The 21,986-nt window shown below is 71.6% G+C and carries 23 protein-coding genes; 21 read left to right on the top strand and 2 right to left on the bottom strand.

Going from position 1 to position 21,986, the window contains the following annotated elements; genetic code table 11:
• Positions 1-31: 31 nt before the first annotated feature.
• Together OG780_RS06750 and OG780_RS06745 are read right to left on the bottom strand one after the other, a co-directional pair.
• On the bottom strand, positions 32-1,657 hold the full coding sequence (locus tag OG780_RS06750; RefSeq protein ID WP_328445679.1) for an ABC transporter substrate-binding protein: 1,626 nt from the start codon (positions 1,655-1,657) through the stop codon (positions 32-34).
• Positions 1,658-1,789: 132 nt separating this feature from the next.
• Positions 1,790-1,921: a putative leader peptide gene (locus OG780_RS06745; RefSeq protein ID WP_328445677.1), complete on the bottom strand. Its 132-nt coding sequence runs from the start codon at positions 1,919-1,921 to the stop codon at positions 1,790-1,792.
• A 160-nt stretch (positions 1,922-2,081) separates the two neighbouring features.
• On the opposite strand from OG780_RS06745, the gene OG780_RS06740 reads away from it, so the two are divergent.
• From OG780_RS06740 to OG780_RS06640, 21 genes are all read left to right on the top strand, one after another.
• Entirely contained in the window at positions 2,082-2,567 is a 486-nt protein-coding gene (locus OG780_RS06740; protein WP_328445674.1) for a nuclear transport factor 2 family protein, read from the top strand.
• A 668-nt stretch (positions 2,568-3,235) separates the two neighbouring features.
• Positions 3,236-4,516, top strand: a complete 1,281-nt coding sequence (locus OG780_RS06735) for a LuxR C-terminal-related transcriptional regulator (RefSeq protein ID WP_328445672.1) — start codon at positions 3,236-3,238, stop codon at positions 4,514-4,516.
• 206 nt (positions 4,517-4,722) lie between these two features.
• A complete protein-coding gene (locus OG780_RS06730) occupies positions 4,723-5,235 on the top strand; it encodes a nuclear transport factor 2 family protein (RefSeq protein ID WP_328445670.1) in 513 nt (170 codons plus the stop codon).
• 11 nt (positions 5,236-5,246) lie between these two features.
• A complete protein-coding gene (locus tag OG780_RS06725) occupies positions 5,247-5,672 on the top strand; it encodes a MarR family winged helix-turn-helix transcriptional regulator (protein ID WP_328445668.1) in 426 nt (141 codons plus the stop codon).
• 49 nt (positions 5,673-5,721) lie between these two features.
• Entirely contained in the window at positions 5,722-6,903 is a 1,182-nt protein-coding gene (locus OG780_RS06720; protein WP_328445666.1) for an acyl-CoA dehydrogenase family protein, read from the top strand.
• Positions 6,904-7,043: 140 nt separating this feature from the next.
• Complete coding sequence (locus tag OG780_RS06715) at positions 7,044-8,507, top strand: FAD-dependent monooxygenase (protein WP_328445664.1); 1,464 nt, start codon at positions 7,044-7,046, stop codon at positions 8,505-8,507.
• A 34-nt stretch (positions 8,508-8,541) separates the two neighbouring features.
• A complete protein-coding gene (locus OG780_RS06710) occupies positions 8,542-8,865 on the top strand; it encodes a TcmI family type II polyketide cyclase (RefSeq protein WP_328445662.1) in 324 nt (107 codons plus the stop codon).
• Entirely contained in the window at positions 8,865-10,145 is a 1,281-nt protein-coding gene (locus OG780_RS06705; RefSeq protein ID WP_328445660.1) for a beta-ketoacyl-[acyl-carrier-protein] synthase family protein, read from the top strand. The genes OG780_RS06710 and OG780_RS06705 overlap by 1 nt, the downstream gene beginning before the upstream one ends.
• Positions 10,142-11,371, top strand: coding sequence for a ketosynthase chain-length factor (locus tag OG780_RS06700; RefSeq protein WP_328445658.1), 1,230 nt, complete (start codon positions 10,142-10,144; stop codon positions 11,369-11,371). The genes OG780_RS06705 and OG780_RS06700 overlap by 4 nt, the downstream gene beginning before the upstream one ends.
• Positions 11,372-11,384: 13 nt before the next feature.
• A complete protein-coding gene (locus OG780_RS06695; protein WP_328445656.1) occupies positions 11,385-11,660 on the top strand; it encodes an acyl carrier protein in 276 nt (91 codons plus the stop codon).
• A 29-nt stretch (positions 11,661-11,689) separates the two neighbouring features.
• Positions 11,690-12,472 carry a 3-oxoacyl-ACP reductase FabG gene (fabG, locus tag OG780_RS06690; RefSeq protein ID WP_328445654.1) on the top strand — a complete coding sequence of 261 codons (783 nt, stop codon included), beginning with the start codon at positions 11,690-11,692 and terminating at the stop codon, positions 12,470-12,472.
• A 37-nt stretch (positions 12,473-12,509) separates the two neighbouring features.
• Positions 12,510-13,448: an aromatase/cyclase gene (locus tag OG780_RS06685; protein ID WP_328445652.1), complete on the top strand. Its 939-nt coding sequence runs from the start codon at positions 12,510-12,512 to the stop codon at positions 13,446-13,448.
• Entirely contained in the window at positions 13,445-15,370 is a 1,926-nt protein-coding gene (locus OG780_RS06680; RefSeq protein ID WP_328445650.1) for an SDR family oxidoreductase, read from the top strand. The genes OG780_RS06685 and OG780_RS06680 overlap by 4 nt, the downstream gene beginning before the upstream one ends.
• 35 nt (positions 15,371-15,405) lie before the next feature.
• Positions 15,406-15,573, top strand: coding sequence for a hypothetical protein (locus tag OG780_RS06675; RefSeq protein ID WP_328445648.1), 168 nt, complete (start codon positions 15,406-15,408; stop codon positions 15,571-15,573).
• 2 nt (positions 15,574-15,575) lie between these two features.
• Positions 15,576-16,592, top strand: coding sequence for an LLM class flavin-dependent oxidoreductase (locus OG780_RS06670; protein WP_328445646.1), 1,017 nt, complete (start codon positions 15,576-15,578; stop codon positions 16,590-16,592).
• Complete coding sequence (locus OG780_RS06665) at positions 16,585-17,793, top strand: MFS transporter (RefSeq protein WP_328445644.1); 1,209 nt, start codon at positions 16,585-16,587, stop codon at positions 17,791-17,793. The genes OG780_RS06670 and OG780_RS06665 overlap by 8 nt, the downstream gene beginning before the upstream one ends.
• Positions 17,790-18,395, top strand: coding sequence for an NADPH-dependent FMN reductase (locus OG780_RS06660; RefSeq protein WP_328445642.1), 606 nt, complete (start codon positions 17,790-17,792; stop codon positions 18,393-18,395). Before OG780_RS06665 ends, OG780_RS06660 begins: the two co-directional genes overlap by 4 nt.
• A gap of 35 nt (positions 18,396-18,430) precedes the next feature.
• The gene (locus OG780_RS06655; RefSeq protein WP_328445640.1) at positions 18,431-19,318 is read left to right on the top strand and encodes a TIGR03621 family F420-dependent LLM class oxidoreductase; all 888 of its coding nucleotides are present in this window, start codon (positions 18,431-18,433) and stop codon (positions 19,316-19,318) included.
• A 23-nt stretch (positions 19,319-19,341) separates the two neighbouring features.
• A complete protein-coding gene (locus OG780_RS06650) occupies positions 19,342-19,545 on the top strand; it encodes a ferredoxin (RefSeq protein ID WP_328457936.1) in 204 nt (67 codons plus the stop codon).
• Positions 19,542-20,729 carry an NAD(P)/FAD-dependent oxidoreductase gene (locus OG780_RS06645; protein ID WP_328445638.1) on the top strand — a complete coding sequence of 396 codons (1,188 nt, stop codon included), beginning with the start codon at positions 19,542-19,544 and terminating at the stop codon, positions 20,727-20,729. The genes OG780_RS06650 and OG780_RS06645 overlap by 4 nt, the downstream gene beginning before the upstream one ends.
• A gap of 10 nt (positions 20,730-20,739) precedes the next feature.
• Complete coding sequence (locus OG780_RS06640; RefSeq protein WP_328445636.1) at positions 20,740-21,933, top strand: cytochrome P450; 1,194 nt, start codon at positions 20,740-20,742, stop codon at positions 21,931-21,933.
• Positions 21,934-21,986 lie beyond the last annotated feature (53 nt).

Here is a 21,986-nt window from a genome sequence, read left to right as displayed (position 1 = left end):
CATCGTCCCTCGCACTCGCCGCAGTCGGCCGTCAGCTCTTCCAGGTGTCGTGCAGCCGTACGCCGCCCGATGCCCCGGGAGTCAGGTCGTGGACGCGTTCGGAGACGCCGAACAGTGCCTCCTGATCCACGATGGGCAGGACGTATGCGTTTTGTACGACCAACTGCTGGGCACGGGCGACCAGTTCGTCTCGCCCGGCGGTGTCGGTGGTGGCCGCCTGCCGGTCGAGGACGGTGTCGAGTTCGCCCGCGGGCAGGCGGTAGGAGTTGACCTGGTGTGTCGAGTAGAGGGTCCGTAGCGCGTCGGGGTCGGCCCGGGTGAGGTCGCCGCCCCAGAGGGCGTCGTAGTCTCCGGTGTTCAGGGTCTGGGGGAACTGGGTGACCTGGAGCTGCTTGATCACCAGCTCGATGCCGACGTCCTTGAGCTGCTGCTGGACGAGCTCGAGCGCGGACTGGTAGGCGCCGGCGTTGCTGAAGGTCACCACGGTCAGGCTCAGTTTCGTCCCGCCCTTGCGGTGGATCCCGTCCTTGCCCTTGGTCCAACCGGCCTCGGCCAACAGGGACGTGGCCTTCTTCCGGTCGAAGGCGAGTTCCTCGGACAGGTCGGTGTAGCCGGGGGTGGTGCGGGACAGGACGCTGGCGGCGGGCCGGGTGCCGCCGGGGAAGACGGCCGAGGCGATCTCCGCGCGGTTGATCGCGGCCTGCGCCGCCTGCCGTACGCGGGCGTCGCGGGTGAGTGGACGCGCGTTGTTGAAGCCGAGGTTGAACACCACGCCGGGGTTGGCCCGCCGCACGACGCGGGCGTCTCCGCGGCGCAGCACGCCCTCGTCCTGGCGGCGCACCCCGCCGATCGCGTCGACCTGTCCGGAGCCGAGGCTGCCGGCCCGTACTCCGGACTCGGCGACCACGGTGAACTTCACGGCGTCGAGGTAGGCCTCGCCCTTCTTCTTCCAGGCGGTTGAGCCCCACCTGTACCCCTTGCGCTTCTTCAGCGTGAGGGACTCGTTCTGCCGGTACGCGGCGACGGTGAAGGGACCGGAGCCGTGCACGCCGTCGGCGCAGCGCTGTGCGGGGGTGCGTGCGATGTCGGCGGGGGAGACCAGGCCGAGCCCCGGAGTGGACGTGGCCTGGAGGAACTGGGCGTTGGGCTGGTCGAAGGTGACCTTGGCGGTCAGTTCGTCGACGACCTGCGTACCGCGGTAGCCGTTGAGGTAGCCCTGCGCCAGGATCGCGAGGCCGCCCAGCTTTCCGATCGCGTCGAAGTTCTTCTTGACCGCCTCGGCGTCGACGGGTTTGCCGTCGCTGAACGTCGTCCCGGAGCGCAGATGGAAGGTGAAGGACTTGGCGCCGTCTCCCACCTCCCAACTACGGGCCAGCCACGGCACGATGCGGCCCGAGGAGGGATCCTGGTCGGTGAGGGAGTCGACGGTCTGGCGCAGCGCGTAGAGGGTGTCGCTGCTGCCGACCTGCTGCGGGTCGAGGCATCCGGCGTCGGTGGCGACGGCGAAGGACAGCGTGCCGCCGGACACGGGTGAGCCGTTGTCCGCGTCCGAACTGCCCGAGGCGGCGCCCCCACAGGCGCTCGAGGTCGCGACGAGGGTGAGCATCAGGGCGAGCGACGAGGCCGAGCGGGACGGACTCGGGCGATCCTTGTTCACGGGTGGTGTCTCCTGCGGAAATCGAGCCGGGGAAGGGCGGGGAAGGCGCGCGGCGGGCGAGGGTCCTGGGAGCCGTGTGGGGGAGCGGCCCGCCGGGGGCGTTGTCGCGCCGACGCCGGACAGTTACGGAATTCAGGCGGTGGGACACACCGCGCTGTTCACACGCTGCAGATCGATGTGGCGGCGCGACGACAGCAAGGTCTCGGCCGGGGTGGGCACAGCGTCGAACGCGGTGGCACGAACGGAGGAAAGCGCGACGTGCATGGCTGCTTTCCTCCCCCTGTGCGGACCGGGCCGTGGTGAAACCCGATAACGGGCGTACCGTAACCAGGTGCGGCAAGGGCCGTCAATGGCCTGTTTCGGTGGGTGGGAAAGTCCGTGGCATCATGAACGGAAAACCGACCAGCGGCCGGAAAGGAAAGCCATGGCCTCCCCGAACGACGATATCCTGGCCACCATCGAGGCGGAGCGGGAGATCTACCGGACCTTTTACAAGTTCTTCCGGCTGGTGGACACGGGCCGGTACGAGCAGCTCGTGGACGTTTTCACCAAGGACGCGCTGATCGAGTACGACGTGATGCCCGGCCCGATCCAGCGCTTCCACGGGCGGGACGAGTTCGCGACCTTCATGTCCGCCGGTCGGGCCTTCCGGCGTGAGCCCACGGTCGCGCATGTCCTGGGGCAGACGCTGATCGAGTGGACCGACGGCATGCCTCACCTGCAGGCTTACGCCACGGTGTGGCACTGGAGCGCCACCCGCACGGCTGACGGGCGGCACCGTCCGGCGGACTGGACCGTGGTCGGGCTGGTGGAGGACGACTTCGAGCTGGAGGCCGGCCGCTGGCTGATCAGCCGCCGCCATGTGGCGCCGGTCGCGGGACTCGTCGCGGCTGGCACCGGGCCGGCGTGACGGAATACCGGCGGATTTGTTCGGGAACATCGGTGACGTTTGTTCCGGTACATCGGTGACATTGTTCGGAGACGTGAGTGACGTGTATTCAGATACATCGGTGACAGTTATTCGCGCACACCGGTGACGCTTATTCGGACACATCGGTGACATGCGTGCGAGTACGTCGACGACGGCTGTACGGCGACATCGGTGACGCTTTTACGGAGCGGTTCGCCCTTTCTTCTTGAGGTGCGGAATTAGGGCGTCCGTTTCCGGTCCCCCTGTGGCGACCTTCACGTTTCAACAGCTGGCGTCCGGGCCAAGGGCCGGGCATTCCGGCGCCCAGGATGACGGTCGAACATTCATTTGACATAGCAGCAATGTTCGCCGTGTACGGTCGAATCGGTCTTGCCGAGAGCCTGTCCTCTCCGATGCTGTGCCCTACCCGAGCCCACCCCGAGCCCGACCAGGTGCCCCGGACAACGCCGTCCGGACGTGAGCCCGGCGGGACCCCCCACGAGCCGGTGATCGCCCCGCGCGCCACTGTCCATCGCGACCCCGGCCCCGCCCGCACCCCGGCGAGGCCCGGGCGTCCCGGCCCCGTCGCATCAGCGCTCCATCAGCATTCCGATACGGACTGACACGGCCCCGGCGGACCTCCACCATGCCGAGCCGAGGGGAAGATGATGACCGAGACGGCACATGCGACCGGCCGGCCGGGGAGCGGTACGGGGCCCTTCCGGGAGGGTTCCGCCGTCCACATCCCCGGACGCCTGGACGCGGAAGACGACGAGCGGATACCGCCCGACGAGGTCTGCCTGTCGCTGCACAGCCTCGAACTGGCCAACCTGGGGGTACGCCGCGCCCTCGTCCACGAGCAGGTCGAGACGATCCTGGGCACCCGGGAAAAACGCGGCCACCCGTACTGCATGTGGCTGGCGATCCTGACCCTGCTGTACACCGGAGACCTGGTCTCCGCCCACTCCGAGTGCCGCCAGCTGGCCATGGACGCCCGTTGGCTGGGCTCCCCGCGGCACGAGCAACTGCTGACACTGATGCGGGCGCGCGTCAGCCTGCTGGCGGGCGACGGCGTCAAGTCCGCGGCCCTGCTCCGCGAGGCCCTGGCCCGGGGTCTGCCGAAGGCCCTTACCCGGCTCGCCGCCGCCTGGCTGGTCGAGGCCCACGTCCTCGAAGGTGACACGGGCGCTGCCCACAAGGTGCTCCTCGCGCACGAACTGGCAGGCCGGCTCGACCCGAACCTGCCCGACGTGGCGTACGTCCTGAACGCCCGCGGAGCGCTGCACATGGCGACCGGCCGGTTCCAGCCGGCGCTCGACGACTTCATCTACTGCGGACGCGTCCTGATCGCACAGAGCGTGTCCAACCCGGCCGTCGTTCCCTGGCGTTCACGGGCCGCCTTCGCCGCGCTCGCCACCCGGCGCCACGACCTGGCGCTCGCGCTGGCCACCGACGAGCTGACCGCGGCACGCACCTGGGGCGCCCCCCGCGGCATCGGTCTCGCCCTGCACGCCGTGGCCGTCGTCGGCCGGGACGACTCCTCGGTGGCCCTGCTGGAGGAGGCGGTGGAACTCCTGGGCCTGGCGCATGCGCGCGGTGAGCTCGTCCACGCCCTCCACGACCTCGCCGTCCTACAGGTCGAACGCGGCGATCCCACCGGGGCCCGCGCACGGCTGGAAGCGGCGTGCGCGGTCGCCCGGGACAGCCGCAACGGCCTGTGGCGCGACCGGTTGAGGGCCGCCCTGGAACGCCGCGACCTGCCCGACCTGACCGGTCAGGAACTGCGCATCAGCGAACTGGCCCGCGCCGGATACAGCAACCGTCAGATCGCGGAAACCCTCTTCCTCGCTGTGCGCACGGTGGAGTTCCACCTGTCGAGCGTCTACCGGAAACTCGGTGTCTCCGGCCGGCGGGAACTGCATTCCGCGCTCGGGGTCCCACCCTCGTAACCGTCGAACCGCACCATGACGCGCCGTCCTCCTGCCGGAGGGCGGCGCGTTCGCATTCCCGCGGGACCGCAATACCACCACAAGGAACCCTACGGTCCGACCGTAGGTTCCTCCGGCTCCCCTTGTACCGGAATACACGAAGCTGCCAAGGTCGAATGGCAGCACAGTCCAGCCGATTCCCCCTGACGGAAAGGGCCTCTTCGTCCATGCCGCAGCAGACGGAACTCGCGGATCTCGTGAAATCACTCGTCGAGCGAGTGCAGGCGCTCGAAGACGTACGAGAACTGCACAGCCTGCGCGCCGAGTTGCCGCGCCGCATCAACGACGGGCACTGGGACCGGGTCGGAGAATTGTTCTCCGCCGACGCGCACCTCGACTACCAGCACCTCGGCCAGGCCGCCGGACGGCCCGCGATCCAGGAGTACTTCTCCTCGCTGCCCGGCCTCATCCAGCAGGACAAGCCCGGCTCGCGACTGCTCGTCAAACAGTTCGTGCACGGCCATGACGTGCAGGTTTCCGGCGACGGGGCTACCGGGGTCAGCTTCTTCGAGGAGAGGGTCGTCTTCGACGACGAGAGTGCGATGGTGGCTGGCAAGTTCAGCGACACCTACGTGCGCGAGGAGGGCCGGTGGCTCTTCTCCCGTATTGAACTGAACCTGTACTGGGTCCTTCCGCACCACGAGGGTCTCGTCCGCAAAATACCGTCCGTGACGGGATGAGGTGAATCACCGTGCTGCAGAAGAACACGACGAAGCGTCTCGGCTACTGGCTCCTGCATCTGCACCGACTCTTCGACGAGGCGACCGGCCGGGCCCTCGCCGAGGAGAAACTTGACCGGCGGCAGTGGCAGGTGCTGCACGCCATCAGTATCGGCGTCGACAAAGTGACCGACATCGACGCCGCGTTCGCCCCATTTCTGGCGGTGGACGGCGGAACTTCCTATCAGCTCGTCGTCGATGAATTCGTGGAACGGGGCTGGGTCCTGGTGACCGGGGAAACCGTCACACTCACCGAACCGGGAAACGCGGCGCACGAACGCGCGGAAACACTCGTCAACGCGCACGCCGTACAGTCGCTCTCCGGAATTTCCGAGGATGAATTCCTGGCCGCCAATGACGTTCTGGTCCGCATCGCCGCCAATCTCGAAAGCGAATAGCGGGGCGTGCCGTGTCCCTGACCCGAAGCCGCCACCGCCGGAGGACCTGATGCCGCATCCCACCGCACCGACCCGCGACGAACTCGTCGACGCCGCCGCCAAGCTGGTACCCCTGCTGCGCTCACGGGCGTTGTGGATCGACGAGCACCGGCGGCTGCCGCAGGACGTCGTCACGGCGATCGAGGACTCCGGCCTGCTGCGCATGCAGGTCCCCGCGCAGTACGGCGGACACGAGTCGGACGCCCGCACCTTCGTGGACGTGCTCGCCGAGATCGGCAAAGGCAACAGCTCCGTCGCCTTCTGCCTCTCCGTCTACGCCGCGCTGGGCTGGATGACCGCCCTGTGGCCCGACGAGGCGCTCGACGAGGTGTTCGCCGACCCCCACGTCCGCGTCAGCGGCACCACCGCGGCCACCGGTACCGCCCGGCGAACCAAGGGCGGTTACGTCCTCAACGGCACCTGGCGGTTCAACAGCGGGGTCCTGCACAGCCAGTGGAAGATCAACGTGGCCCTGCCCGAGGACCCGGCCGCCGAGCCCGTTCCCCTCTTCTGCCTCACCCCGGTCGCCGATCTGCGGATCGAGGACGACTGGCACACCATCGGACTCCAGGGCTCCGGCAGCGTCACCACCGTCGCCGAGGACCTCTTCGTCCCCGAGCACCGCGTGATCACCGGCGTCGACTTCTACCAGAACGTCTCCAAGTCACGGATCAACGGCCCCAAGCCGCACTACCGGGTGCCTGTCCTCGTCACCACCAACGCGATCCAGAGCGGCCAGCTCATCGGCGCGGCGAGGTACGCGCTGGCGAGTTTCCTCGAACGGCTCCCGGGCCGCCCGTTGACGTACACCGACTACCCCAGCCAGCGCGAGGCACCGCTCACCCACCTCCAGGTCGGCGAGGCGGCACTGCTCATCGAGGACGCCGAACTGCGCGCCCGCCGCTTCACCGGCCTCATCGCCGCGAAGACCGGCCGGGACGAGCCGTGGACCACCGAGGAGCGGGTCTCCTCCCGGGTGCAGATCGGCTGGATCGCCCGCCAGTGCAAGGCCGCGGTCGACATCCTCGCGGCGGCGAGCGGCGGTTCGTCGATCCACCGGGACGTGCCGATCACCCGGATCCAGCGGGACCTCCACGCGGCCTCCCTGCACGCCATGATCACACCCGGCGTCAACGTCGAGCTGTACGGCAGGTCCCTGTGCGGCCTGGAGCCCAACACGGCCTACCTCTGAACCGGCCCGGTGACGCATCACCTCCGTGTCGCGCCCGGTGACGCGTCACCGCCAAGCGCACCCGGTGGCGCCCAGCCCGCACCCGGCACGGCCCACCTCCGATCGCCCGCCGCACCGCCCACCTCCGAGGGGAGACACGCATGGACGCCTCCGTCATCGTCGTCGGTGCCGGACCCGCCGGACTCATGCTGGCCGGAGAACTGCGCCTGGCCGGCGTCGACGTCCTCGTCCTCGACCGCCTGGCCCACCGCACCGGCGAGTCCCGCGGCATCGGGTTCACCATCCGCACGATGGAGCTCTTCGACCAGCGCGGCCTGCTGCCCCGCTTCGGAGACATCGAGACCAGCGCCGCCGGCCACTTCGGCGGACTGCCGCTCGACCTCACCGTCCTCGGCGCCGCGCACGGCGCCGCCCGCACCGTCCCGCAGTCCCGAACCGAGGCCGTGCTCGAGTCCTGGGCACGCGAGCTGGGCGCCGAGATCCGGCGCGGCCAGGAGGTCACCGGGCTCACCGAGGACGCCGACGGCGTGGACGTCGGCGTCGAGGGAGCCGAACACGCCCTGCGGGCACGGTACGTCGTCGGCGCCGACGGCGGCCGCAGCACGGTACGCGGGCTCGCCGGCTTCGACTTCCCCGGCACGCCCGCGACGACCGAGCTGTACCTCGCCGACGTGCGCGGGGTGGACCTCCCGCCCAAGATGACCGCCGACCCGTTCGCGGGAGGCCTGGTGATGGTCGCCCACCTGCCCGACGACATCACCCGCATCATCGCCGCCGAACGCGGCACACCCCCCGTCCGGCGCACCGCGCCACCGGAGTTCAGCGAGGTCGCGGACGTCTTCAAGCGGCTGACCGACACCGACATCTCCACCGCCGAACCGGTGTGGGTCAGCGCCTTCACCGACGCCGCCCGCCAGGTGACGCGCTACCGGCGCGGACGCGTCCTGCTCACGGGGGACGCCGCCCACGTCCACCTCCCGGCCGGCGGGCAGGGCATGAACACCTCCGTCCAGGACTCCGTCAACCTCGGCTGGAAACTGGCCGCCGTGGCGCGGGGCACGGCACCCGAAGGCCTGCTGGACACCTACCACGAGGAGCGCCACCCCGTCGGCCGCCGGCTGCTGGCCAACACCCGCGCGCAGAGCCTGCTCATCCTCGGCGGCGAGGAGGTGAGCCCCGTCCGGGAGATCCTCACCGAACTCCTGGACCACACCGAGGTGGCCCGCCACCTCGCCGGCCGGGTCAGCGGTCTCGACATCCGCTACGACGTCGGCGGCGGCCCGCACCCGCTGCTGGGCGCCCGACTGCCCGAACTGACCCTGGACCGCGGGGCCCGGCGTACCACCAGCACCGAACTGCTGCGCTTCGGACGGGGGGTGCTGCTGGACCTCGCCGGCAACGCCACGCTCCGCCGTCGTGCCGACGGCTGGAGGGACCGCGTCGACATCGTCACCGCCACCGCGCACGGGATCCCCGACGACAGCCCCCTGAGCACCACCTCGGCCGCGCTGGTGCGGCCCGACGGGCACCTCGCCTGGGCCGCGCCCGGCAGCCACCACGACCTGCGGACGGCGCTGGAGCGCTGGTTCGGTCCGGCCCGCTGAGCCGGCACCGCCACCAAGAGACAGAAGGAGAACGATGCATAGCACACTGATCGTGGCCAGGATGGCGCCCGCCTCGGCCGAACACGTCGCCGGGCTCTTCGACGCCTTCGACCGAACCGCCATGCCCGGCCGCATGGGCACCCGGCGCCGGCAGCTCTTCGCATACCGGGGGCTCTACTTCCACCTGCAGGACTTCGACGCCGACGACGGGGCCGGACGCATCGAGGGGGCCAAGTCCGACCCGCGGTTCGTCGCGATCAGCGAGGACCTCAAGCCGCACATCGAGGCCTACGATCCGGCGACCTGGCGCTCGCCCGCGGACGCCATGGCCCGTCGCTTCTACGAGTGGAGGGCCTGATGGCCGGCACGTCCCCCAGGCGCGTGGTCATCACCGGCGTCGGAGTCACCGCGCCGGGCGGGCAGGGCGCCAAGGCGTTCTGGGACCTGCTCACCGACGGCCGCACCGCCACCCGCCGTATCTCCTTCTTCGATCCCGCGCCGTTCCGCTCACAGGTGGCCGCCGAGGTCGACTTCGACCCCGAACTGTCCGGCCTCACCCCGCAGGAGATCCGGCGCATGGACCGGGCCGCGCAGTTCGCCGTCATCACCGCCCGCGAGGCCGTCGCGGACAGCGGCCTGGCCTTCGAGGCGATCGACCCCCGCCGCACCGGCGTCACCATCGGCAGCGCGGTCGGTGCCACCATGGGCCTGGACCAGGAATACCGCACGGTCTCCGACGGCGGTCGCCTGGACCTGGTGGACCACACCTACGCCGTACCGCATCTGTACAACTACATGGTGCCGAGCTCCTTCGCGACGGAGGTCGCGTGGGCGGTCGGCGCAGAGGGCCCGGCCACGGTCGTCTCGACCGGCTGCACCTCGGGCCTGGACGCCGTCGGCTACGCCGCCGATCTGGTGCGCGAGGGCACGGTGGACGTGATGGTCGCGGGCGCCACCGACGCGCCCATCTCACCCATCACCGTCGCCTGCTTCGACGCGATCAAGGCGACGACCCCGCGCAACGACGACCCCGAACACGCCTCGCGCCCCTTCGACGCCAGCCGCAACGGCTTCGTCCTGGGAGAGGGGTCCGCGGTGTTCGTCCTGGAGGAACTGGAGCGGGCCCGGGCGCGCGGCGCGCGGATCTATGCCGAGGTCGCCGGGTTCGCCACCCGCTCCAACGCCTTCCACATGACGGGCCTGCGCCCCGACGGCAAGGAGATGGCGGAGGCGATCCGGGTCGCGCTCGACGAGGCCCGGCTGAACCCGCAGGACATCGACTACATCAACGCGCACGGGTCCGGCACCAAGCAGAACGACCGGCACGAGACCGCCGCGTTCAAGCGCAGCCTCGGCGACCACGCCTACCGCACCCCGGTCAGCTCCATCAAGTCGATGGTCGGGCACTCGCTGGGCGCCATCGGTTCGATCGAGATCGCCGCCTCCGTTCTCGCCATGGTCCACGACGTCGTCCCGCCGACCGCGAACCTGCACGCGCGCGACCCCGAGTGCGACCTGGACTACGTCCCGCTGACCGCCCGGGACCAGCTCACGGACTCCGTCCTGTCGGTGGGCAGCGGCTTCGGCGGGTTCCAGAGCGCGATCGTGCTGACCGACCCCGAGCGGACGCACCGATGAGCCGGCGCACGCTCGTCACCGGCCTCGGCGTGATCGCGCCCACCGGACTCGGTGTCGAGGAGTACTGGGCGGCCACGCTCGCCGGACGGAGGGCGATCCGCCGGATCACCCGCTTCGACCCGACGCCGTACCCCTCCCGGCTGGCCGGCGAGATCACCGGCTTCGACGCCGCCGCACACCTGCCCGGCCGGCTGCTGCCGCAGACCGACCGCATGACCCGGCTCGCGCTGGTCGCCGCCGACTGGGCGTTCGCGGACGCCGGCGTCGTCCCGGCCGACCTGCCGGACTACGACGTCGGTGTGATCACCGCGAGCCACTCCGGCGGCTTCGAGTTCGGCCAGAACGAGCTGCGGGCGCTGTGGAGCAAGGGGGGCCAGCACGTCAGCGCCTACCAGTCGTTCGCCTGGTTCTATGCCGTCAACAGCGGACAGATCTCGATCCGCGGCGGACTGCGCGGCCCCAGCAGCGTCATCGTCAGCGACCAGGCAGGCGGCCTCGACGCCCTCGCCCAGGCGCGCCGGCAGATCCGCAAGGGCACCTCGGTGGTGGTGTCCGGCGCGGTCGACGCCTCGATCTGCCCCTGGGGCTGGGTGGCACAGCTGACCAGCGGCCGGCTCAGCACCGCCGCCGACCCCGAGCACGCCTATCTGCCCTTCGACGACCGTGCCGCGGGCCACGTACCCGGCGAGGGCGGTGCGCTGCTCGTCCTGGAGGCCGAGGAACACGCCCGCGCACGTGGTGCGACCCGGGTGTACGGCGAGATCGCCGGCCACGCCTCCACCGTCGACCCGCGCCCCGGCAGCGACCGCACCCCCACCCTCCAGCACGCCATCGAACTCGCCCTCGGCGACGCCCGGCTGGATCCCGGCGACATCGACGTGGTCTTCGCCGACGCCGCCGCCGTGCCCGAACTGGACCGGACCGAGGCCGAGGCCATCACCAAGGTGTTCGGTGTCCGCGGTGTGCCGGTCACCGCGCCGAAGACGACGACGGGCCGGCTCTACTCCGGTGCCGCCCCGCTCGACCTGGCCGCCGCGCTGCTGTCGATCCGCGACGGCGTGATCCCACCGACCACCGGCTCCGTTCCGTCGGCCGCCTACGACATCGACCTGGTGACCGGCGCCCCCCGCCCGGCCCGGCTGCGCGGCGCCCTCGTCCTCGCTCGCGGCCACGGCGGATTCAACTCCGCCCTCGTCGTACGGGCCGCCGACGCCCCCACTCCCTGACGAAAGGCCCGACATGGCCGACACGGAATTCACCCTGTCCGACCTTCGGACGATCCTCCTCGAGGCCGCCGGCGCCGACGACGGCGTCGACCTCGACGGCGACATCGCCGACTCCGACTTCCAGGACCTCGGCTACGAGTCGCTCGCCCTGCTGGAGACCGCCGGGCGCATCGAGCGCAGATACGGCATCAGCCTCGACGAGGAGGCCTTCGACAACGCCCGCACCCCGCGTGTGCTCATCGACCTCGTCAACACCCATCTGTCGGCCGCCGACGCCGTCCGGCCGTGACGCCGGCCGCTCCGAAAGGACGCGAACGCATGACCGAGAACAGCAGGGTCGCCCTGGTCACGGGCGCCACCAGTGGCATCGGCCTCGCCTCGGCGCGGCTGCTGGCCGAGCAGGGCCACCGGGTCTTCCTGTTCGCCCGGGACGCGACGGCGGTCACCGAGACCGTCAAGTCCCTCCAGAACGACGGCCTCGACGTCGACGGCACCACCGGCGACGTGCGCTCCCAGGAGCAGATCGCCGCAGTGGTACGGGCCGCGGTGACCCGGTACGGCCCGATCGACATCCTCGTCAACAACGCCGGCCGCAGCGGCGGCGGAGTCACCGCGGACATCGCCGACGACCTGTGGGACGACGTCCTCGCCACCAACCTCACCAGCGTGTTCCTGGTGACCCGCGAGGTCCTCAACTCCGGCGGCATGCGCCACAAGAAGCGCGGCCGGATCATCAACATCGCCTCCACCGCAGGCAAGCAGGGCGTCGTGCTGGGTGCCCCCTACTCGGCCTCCAAGCACGGCGTGGTCGGCTTCACCAAGGCCCTCGGCAACGAACTCGCCCCCACCGGCATCACCGTCAACGCCGTCTGCCCCGGCTACGTCGAGACACCGATGGCCCAGCGGGTGCGCGCCGGGTACGCCGCCGCCTACGACACCACAGAGGACGCCATCCGCGAGAAGTTCCAGGCCAAGATCCCGCTCGGCCGCTACTCCACCCCCGAGGAAGTGGCCGGACTCGTCGGCTACCTGGCCTCCGACACCGCCGCCTCCATCACCGCGCAGGCCCTCAACGTCTGCGGCGGCCTCGGGAACTTCTGACCGGCCCCACCACCCCTGCGACGAAAGAGAGTTCACGATGACCGTCCGCGAGGTCGAGCACGCGATCACCGTGCACGCCCCGGCCGCCGATGTCTACCGGCTGCTCGCCGAGGTGGAGAACTGGCCGCGCCTCTTCCCGCCCTCGGTGTACGTCGAGTACCTGGAGAGGGAGGGCGGCCAGGAGCGCATCCGGATCTGGGCGACCGCCAACGGCGAGGCCAAGAACTGGACCTCCCGGCGCGACCTGGACCCCGAGGCGCTGCGCATCACCTTCCGCCAGGAGGTCTCCGCCCCGCCGGTCGCCGAGATGAGCGGCACCTGGATCGCCGAACCGCGCGGCGAGCGGGAGACCCGTCTGCGGCTGCTGCACTCCTACCGGGCCGTCGACGACGACCCCGAGGGACTGGCCTGGATCGACGAGGCCGTGGACCGCAACAGCCGTGAGGAACTGCCCGGGGTGAAGGCCGGCCTGGAGGAGGCCACCCGCACCGCGGAGCTGACCCTTTCCTTCGAGGACTCCGTCCAGGTCGACGGCTCCGCCAAGGACCTCTACGACTTCGTCAACGAGGCCGACCGCTGGACCGAGCGGCTGCCGCACGTCAGCACGGTCGACCTCACCGAAGACACCCCGGGCCTTCAGGTGCTGCGCATGGACACTCGGGCCGTGGACGGATCCACGCACACCACGGAGTCCGTGCGGGTGTGCTTCCCGCACCACCGCATCGCCTACAAGCAGACCACGCTGCCCGCCCTGATGTCCCTGCACACCGGGTACTGGGAGTTCCGCACCGACGAGGACGGAACCGTCACCGCCACCTCCCAGCACACCGTCGTCCTCCAGCCGGACAACATCACCAAGGTCCTCGGACCCGACGCCGACGTCCCCGAGGCCCGCACGTTCGTCCGCGACGCGCTCGGTGCCAACAGCCGGGCCACCCTGGACCACGCCAAGCGGTACGCGGAAGCCCGCCGTTGACCAGGACCGTGGCCGTCGTCGGAGCGGGCCCCGTCGGACTGCTCCTCGCCGGCGACCTGCGGACGCGGGGTGTGCCGACCGTGGTGCTGGAGCAGCGCACCGAACCGATGACCGAGTCACGGGCCTCCACCCTGCACACCCGCACCATGGATCTGCTCGAAGAGCGCGGCATCCTCGACCGGCTCGGCGCGCTCCCGGACGGCGGCCCCGGCCACTTCGGCGGCCTGCGCCTGGACCTGCGTGCGGCCGATCCCGCACACCGCCACGCCGGCCAGTGGAAGTGCCCGCAGACCCGGCTCGAAGCGGTGCTGCGGGAACGGGCCGTGGCACTCGGCGCGGACCTGCGGCGCGGCAGGCGCCTGGTCGCCCTGCGCGACCGCGGCACCGACGTGCTCGTCGAGACCGTCGGCACCGACGGCGACCATGAGCAGCTGACCTGCGCCTATGTCGTCGGTTGCGACGGCGGCGACAGCACCGTCCGCCACCTGACACCCTTCGAATTCGCGGGCGGCGACGCCCGGCGCGAGATGCTGCGAGCGGATGTCCGCGGACTCGACATCCCCGACCGTCGCTTCGAACGCCACCCGCGCGGCCTTGCCACCGCGCACCGCTGGCCCGACGGCAGCACCCGCGTCATGGTGCACGTCTTCGGCACCGCCCCCGTACCGCGCGCGGAAGCACCGGGCTACGACGAGGTCGTCGCCGCCTGGGCGGAGGTGACCGGCGAGGACATCGGCCACGGCGAGCCGCTGTGGCTGAACGCCTTCGACGACACCCGGCGCCAGGCCACCCGCTATCGCCGGGGCCGGGTACTGCTCGCCGGCGACGCCGCCCACGTCCAGATGCCCGTGGGCGGACAGGCCCTCAACCTCGGCCTGCAGGACGCGGCCGAACTGGGTGCCCGGCTCGCCTCCCGTGACCTCGACACCTACGACCGGATCCGGCGTCCGGCCGGCACCCGCACCCTGACCGACATCCAGGCCCAGTCGTACCTGCTGCTCGGCGGGCTGGAGGTAGAGCCTTTGCGTCAACTCTTCGCCGATCTAGTTGAGTTGGGGCCGGTGCGCCGTCACCTGGCCCGACGGATCAGCGGCCTCGCCCCGCCGCCCCCGCTTCCCGCGCCCGAGACGACACCGAAGGACAGGAGTTCCACCATGAGCAGGCTCACGCACAGGACGGCGCTGGTGACCGGTTCCAGCCGGGGCATCGGCCGCGCCGTCGCCCGCCGTCTCGCCGAGGAGGGCGCGCTGGTCGCCGTCCACTACGCCACCGGTGAGGACGCGGCACGGGAGACGGTCGAGTCGATCGAGGGCGACGGCGGCCGCGCCTTCGCCGTCCGCGCCGAACTCGGCGTCCCCGGGGACGTGCACGAACTGTTCCTCGGCGTCGAGCAGGGGCTGAAGGAGCGCACCGGCGAGGCCGCGCTGGACATCGTGGTCAACAACGCGGGCGTCACCACCCCGGCCGGCGTGCAGCCGGAGGACGTCACCCCCGAGGAGTTCGACCGGCTCTTCGCGGTCAACGCCAAGGCACCCTTCTTCGTCGTGCAGCGCGCGCTGCCACTGCTGCGCGAAGGCGGCCGGATCATCAACATCTCCTCCGGCCTCACCCGGTTCGCCAGCCCCGACCAGGTCGCCTACGCCATGACCAAGGGCGCGATCGAGCAGCTCTCGCTGCACTTCGCCCGGCACCTCGCGCCGCGCGGCATCACCGTCAACAGCGTGGCGCCCGGCATCACCGACAACGGCAGCCCGCTGTTCGACATCCCCGAGGCGGTGGAGCAGATGGCGCAGCTGTCGGCGTTCAAGAGGGTCGGCGAGGCCGTGGACGTGGCGGACGTGGTGACGTTCCTGGCGTCCTCCGAGGCCCGCTGGATCACCGGCGCCTTCATCGACGCCAGCGGCGGCACGCTGCTCGGCTGACCGCCCGGCCCGCCCACGGAAGGATCCGACCACCGATGACGACCGCGCCGTACCCCCGCTCCCATGACCTGGTGGACGACCCGGGCGTGCCCGGCGATCTGCGCTCCCTCGTGGCCCGGGTGTTCACCACGCCTCTGGGCCGCCTGCCCGCCGCCGGACGCACCGAGCCCGTACGCCCGCCCCTGTTGCGAACGGAGACCTGACGATGGACGTCGGACTTCTCTTCGACCTGCGCAACCCCCAAGCGTGGCACCGGCCGTGGGCCGACCACTACGCCCGCTCGCTGGAGTACTGCGAGGAGGCCGACCGGCGGGGCGCGGGCGGCGTGTGGTTCACCGAGCACCATCTCTTCGAGGACGGCTATCTGTCGCAGCCCCTGACCTTCGCGGCGGCCGCGGCCGCCCGCACCCGGCGTGTCCGCATCGGTACCGCCGTCGTGCTGCCCAACCTGCACAAGCCGGCCCAGCTCGCCGAGGACGCCGCGCTCGTCGACCTCATCAGCGGCGGCCGCCTGGAGGTCGGCTTCGGCGCCGGCTACCGGATCCCCGAGTACCGCCTGTTCGACGCCGACTACGGCCGCCGCTTCCGCCAGGTCGAGACCAACATCCGCGAGGTGCGCCGGCTGTGGGAGGAGGGCGGGATCACCCCGGGACCGCTGCAGTCGCCGGTACCGCTGTGGGGCGGCTTCTACGGACCGCGCGGCGCCCGCATCGCGGGCCGGCTCGGCATCGGGCTGCTGCACATCAACCACCAGATGTACGGCCCCTACCGCGAGGGCCTGATCGAGGGCGGTCACGACCCGGAACTCGCCCGGGTGTCGGACCTGCTTCCCGTCATCCTGGCCGACGACCCCGAGGCCGCCTGGCCGCGCGTCGCCCCGCACCTCGCCCACCAGATGAACACCTACCAGCAGGGCTCGCTGGAGGGCACCGACCTGCCAGGCCCGCCGCTGCTCAAGGCCGAGGACTTCCCCCAGCCGCCGGCCGCGGACGGCTCCTGGTCCCTGCTGGAGATCCTCACACCGGAGGACGCCGCCACCCGCATCCACGAGCGGATCCGCGGTCTGCCCGTGCGGCACCTGATCTTCTGGGCGAGCATCGCGGGCATGCCGGACGATCTCGTGGTCCGCAACATCGAACTGATCAGCGAGCGGCTGCCCGTCCTGCTCGCCGAACGGGCCGCCGCCGAGGCCGCACCGGCCGGGGCGCCCGTCCATGGCTGAGCCGCTCCTCGCGTCCCCGCCCGTCGCCCCGGGCGACAAGCGGCTGCTGTTCGTGCTCTCCGGCAACATGGTCCTCGACGCGATCGAGGTGTCCGTGGTGCTCGTCGCCCTGCCGTCGATCGCCGCCGACCTGGAGTTGTCGATCTGGGCCGCGCAGTGGCTGCTGACCGGCTTCGCGGCCGGCTTCGCGGCAGTCCTGCTGCTCGGTCCGCGGCTCACGGCCCGCTGGGGGCTGCGCCGCTGCTATCTCGCCGCCCTGCTCGTCTTCGCCGCCGCCTCGGTGGTGGGCGGGCTGAGCGAGTCCTTGTGGGTCCTGATCGCCGCACGCCTGGTCAAGGGCGGCTGCGCCGCGCTCACCGCGCCCGCGGGCCTCGCACTGATCGCCGCCACCTTCCCCGACGGACCGCCGCTGCGCCGGGCGGTGTCGGTCTACTCGCTGTTCGGCGCCGCCGGCTTCACCCTCGGCCTCCTGCTGTCCGGCCTGCTCACCCCCGTGAGCTGGCACTGGACGTTCCTCTTCCCCGCCCCCGTCGCCCTCGGCCTGCTCGGCTGGGGCCTGAAGGTCGTCCCGCGCACCGAGCGCCGCGGCCCGCCCCGGTTCGACCCGCACGTCCTGCGCGACGGCGCCCTGGTCCGCTCCACGCTCGGCGCGGCGACGCTCAATGGCACCTACGTCGCCCTGCTGCTCCTGGTCACCTTCCACGCGGCGGACCGGTTCGGCTGGCGTCCCTGGCAACTGGCGCTGGCCCTGCTGCCCGCCTGCGTCCCGCTCGCGGTCGCCGTCCCGTTCGCCGGACGCCTGACCGCCCGGTTCGGCACCGCGGGCTCCATCGCCGCCGGGGCCGTCGCCGCCCTCGCCGGACAGCTGCTGCTCCTGCTGCGCCCGTTGCCGCGGTCGTACGCCGTGGGGGTGCTGCCGACGCTGCTGCTGGTGGGCGCCGCGTTCGTGCTGTCGTTCGCCGCGCTGAACCTCCAGGCCACTCACGGCCTCACCCCCGAGGCGCGCGCCGCGGCCGTGCCCGTCTACCAGACCGGCGTCCAACTCGGCGGTGTCCTGATGCTGCCGCTGGTCGCCGCCCTGCTCACCCACGCCACCGGCCACCGGCCCGCGCTGCTCGCCATCGCGCTCGCCGGAGCGGTGGGCGTGCTCGTCTCACTCACCGGCTTGCGCAGCCGATCCGCCAAGGGAGTCCCGTCATGAGTGAACAACCGTCCACCGCGCCGCCGTTGCACGTCGCCGTCATCATCGGCAGCGTCCGTGACGGCCGGTTCGGGCCCACTGTCGCCCGCTGGTTCGCCGGCCAGGCGGAGCAACGCGGCGACCTCACCGTGGAGTTGGTCGACCTCGTCGACTTCCCCCTGCCGCTGGAGAAGGCGACCCCCGGTGAGGCGCCCGACGAGGCGACCGCGATCCTGCGGCATCGGCTGGCCGACCGGCTCGGACGCGCCGACGCGTTCGTCGTCGTCACACCCGAGTACAACAACACCATTCCCGCCGCCCTGAAGAACGCCATCGACTGGATCTTCGACGAATGGGCGGCCAAACCGGTCGGCTTCGTCTCCTACGGCGGCATGAGCGGCGGCCTGTGGGCCGTCTCCCACCTGCGCCACGTCTTCACCGAGCTGCACGCCGTGCCGCTGCGCGAGCAGTTGATCTTCCACCAGGTGTGGAACCGGTTCGACGGGGACGCCCCCAGGGACGCCGAGGACAGCGAGGTGGCGGCCAAGACGCTGCTCAGCCGTCTGGTGTGGTGGGGCGAGGCCCTGCGCACCGCCCGCGCCGTCCGCCCCTACCAGCGCTGACCCGCGCCCATGGCTTTCGACAGAAGGGTTCACCCGTGACCAGCCCGCACAACCGGCCCCTGCGGTTCGGCCTCGTCGTGTTCACCCCCGCCACCCGGGCCGAGTGGGTGGCCAAGGCGCGCCGGGCGGAGAGCCTCGGCTACGACGTCGTCTCCGTCTCCGACCACCTCGGCATGCCCGCACCGCTGGCGACGCTCGCCCTGGTCGCCGAGGCCACCGAGCGCATCAGGATCGGCACCCTCGTGCTCAACACCGTCTTCTACCGGCCGACGGTCCTGGCCCGGGACATCGCGACCCTCGACCACTACGCGGGCGGCCGGGTCGAGATCGGCCTCGGAGCGGGCTACGACAAGGCGCAGTTCGACCGGGCGGGCCTGCCCTGGATTCCGGCCGGCGAACGCGTCGACCACCTCGAACGCACCGTGCGGGAACTGCGCAAGGTCCTCGCCGACCCGCAGACGGTTCCGCCGCCGGCCCAGCCGAAAGGTCCTCCGATCCTCATCGCCGGGCGCGGCCCGCGCGTGCTGCGCCTGGCCGCGGAGCATGCCGACATCGTCGGCTTCACCGGCACCGCGCCGGTACGCGACGGCGACGGACTGCGCCTGGGCGGCCCCGAGGAGATCACCCGGCGGATCGCGGACGTACATACCCTGCTCGGCGAACGTGCCCGGGACGTGGAGTTGAACGTTCCCATCCACCGCGTGTTGCCCTCGACGGCGTCCGGCGCGGTCACCGACGTGTGGCAGAACGAACTGGACCTCGACGCCGGCCGGCTCGCCGAGCTGCCCTCCTTCCTGATCGGCTCGCCCAAGGAGTGCGCCGAGCAGCTGCTGGAGCGGCGTGAGAGGTACGGGCTGAGCTACTTCAGCGTGCTGGAGCCGGAGATGGAGGCGTTCGCCGAGATCATCGAGGAGCTGCGATGAACGCGTCCCACGCGAGCGGCGGGCTGGAGATCGCGGTCGACGAGGACCGGTGCGTGGCCGCCGGGCACTGCGTCGTCGCCGCCCCGGAGATCTTCGACCAGCGGGAGGAGGACGGTGTCGTCGTCCTCCTCGACCCCAGGCCGTCCGCCGCGGCCCACGACATCGCCCACGAGGCGGCACTGCTGTGCCCCGCCGCGGTCATCCGCGTGGTGCGGACACCGTCGTGACCACGGACGTGGTGATCGTCGGCGCGTCGGCGGGCGGTCTCACGGTGGCGGAGGGCCTGCGCCGGCGCGGGTTCACCGGTTCGCTCGCCCTCGTCGACGCCGAACCGGAACTCCCCTACGACCGACCGTCGTTGTCCAAGCACATCCTCGACGGCCGCTGGCCGGCCGAGCGCGCTCGGCTGCGCACCCCGGCCGAGCTCGACGCGCTGGACGTCGACGCGCGTCTGGGCACTGCCGCAGTCGCCCTCGACGTACCGGGACACCGCGTCACCCTGCGCGACGGCCAGGTACTCGGCTACCGCACCCTCGTGGTGGCCACCGGCCTGCAGGCCAAGCATCTGCCGGGCGGTTCGGACCTTGCCGGGGTGCACACCCTGCGGACCCTCGGTGACAGCGAACGGCTGCGCGCCGACCTGCTGACCGCCCGCCAGGTCGTGGTCGTCGGCGCTGGGGTGCTGGGCTGCGAGATCGCGGCCACCGCCCGCGGCCTGGGGCGCGAGGTGACCGTGGTGGAGCCGGCCGCCGGGCCCATGCTGCGCCTGCTCGGCCCGCAACTCGGCGCGGAAATCGCCCGGTTGCACGTCGAGCACGGCGTGCGTCTGCTCACCTCGACCGTGGTGACCGGCCTGGTCGGAGATGCAGGCCGGGTCGTCGGCGTGCGCACCGGGCCCGGCACGGTGCTGAGCGCCGACGTCGTCGTGGTCGCGGTCGGCCAACGGCCCGCCACGGACTGGCTGGCCGACAGCGCGCTCGCCCTCGACGACGGCGTGGTCTGCGACGCCCGCTGCCGCGCGGCCACCGACGTGTACGCGGTCGGCGATGTCGCCCGCTTCGGCTCCGGCGGTGCGGGCGGCGCGCGCGGGGTGCGTCTGGAGAACCGTACGAACGCCACCGAACAGGGTCTGTTCGTGGCAGCCCAGATCCTCGGTGCCGTCGGCGACGCCTACCGGCCCATGCCGTACGTCTGGTCCGATCAGTTCGGGACACGGATCCAGGTCCACGGGTCGGTGCCTGTCGGGGCCGTGGTGCGGGTCGTCGAGGGCTCCGTCCCGGACCGCGCGTTCGTCGCCCATGTCAAGGCCGAGGGCCGGCTCGTCGGCGTCGTGGGATGGAACAGCCCCGGCCGCGTCCGCACCGCGCGAGCCCTGCTCACCGCTTTTGAAACCGTGCCTTCCCCTCGTTGACAGGAGAGTCATGACCGCCGCCGCGCCCATGCCCCACAACCGGCGTCCCGACCGCTGCCCGTTCCGTCCCCACCCGGTGCTCGAACGATTGCGCGACGACCCCGAACTGCCGCGGGTACGCACGTCCAACCCGCAACTGGGGGAGTTCGACGCCGTGCTGGTGACCCGGCCCGACGAGGTGCGTCAGGTGCTCGCCGACCCGCGCTACGAGGCCGGTTTCGCCTTCGACCGCACCGGCCCGCGCACCGTGATGAACCAGCCCGGCATCCTGCTCAACTACGACGGCGACGAGCACACCCACTACCGGCGCATGCTCTCCGGGGCGTTCACCGTCAAACGGGTGCGCTCCCTGGCACCCGCGATCCGGCGTGTCGTCGACGACCGCCTCGACGCCCTCGAACAGGCCGGTCCCGGCGCCGACCTGATCGAGAGGTTCGCGGGGCCGGTGCCGCTGCTCGTCATCTGCGAACTGCTCGGTGTCCCCGTCGAGGACCGTGACGGCATCCAGCGTCGCAGTGCCATCGGTACCGACGTCGCCAACTCGCTCCAGACCCAGTTGGAGAACTTCGCCGCGATGGCCGCCTACATGGGGGACCTGGTACGCCGTCAGCGCGCCGAGCCCGGTGACGACATCCTCGGTGACCTGATCCGCAGGCACGGCGGCGAGCTCAGCGACGACGAGCTGATCGGCATGGGCAACAGCATCCTGGTCGCCGGCCACGAGACCGTGTCCAGCATGATCGGGCTGAGCACGCTGGCGCTGCTGCGGGACCCCGATCAGCTCGCCGTCGTCCGCGACGACGAGAGCGCCGCGACCGGTGCCGTCGAGGAACTGCTGCGGCTGCTGGCGGTGGCCCCGCCCCTGGTCCGCCAGGCCGACAGCGACCTCGAACTCGGGGGGCGGCCGGTCAAGGCGGGGGAGCGGGTCCTGCTCTCGACACTCGCCGCCCACCACGACACCGGCTTGGTGGCCGACGAGCCCGGCCGGCTCGACGTGCGGCGCAAGACGGTGGCCCATCTGGCGTTCGGGTTCGGCGCCCACCAGTGCATCGGGCAGCAACTCGCCCGACTGGAACTGCAGATCGCGCTGCCGGCCCTGCTGCGCCGCCTGCCCGGACTGCGTCTCGCCGTGGACTTCGACGCCGTCGAGTACCGCGACGACGCTCTGGTCTTCGGGGTGGCCCGGCTGCCGGTGACCTGGTAGCGGACGACCGTACGACGGGGGGCGGGGCGTCCCTGGGGATGCCCCGCCCACCG

The sequence above is a fragment of the Streptomyces sp. NBC_00386 genome (assembly GCF_036063235.1).
In the GTDB taxonomy this organism is placed as follows: Bacteria; Actinomycetota; Actinomycetes; order Streptomycetales; family Streptomycetaceae; genus Streptomyces.
This window is presented reverse-complemented; position numbering and strand designations above follow the sequence as displayed.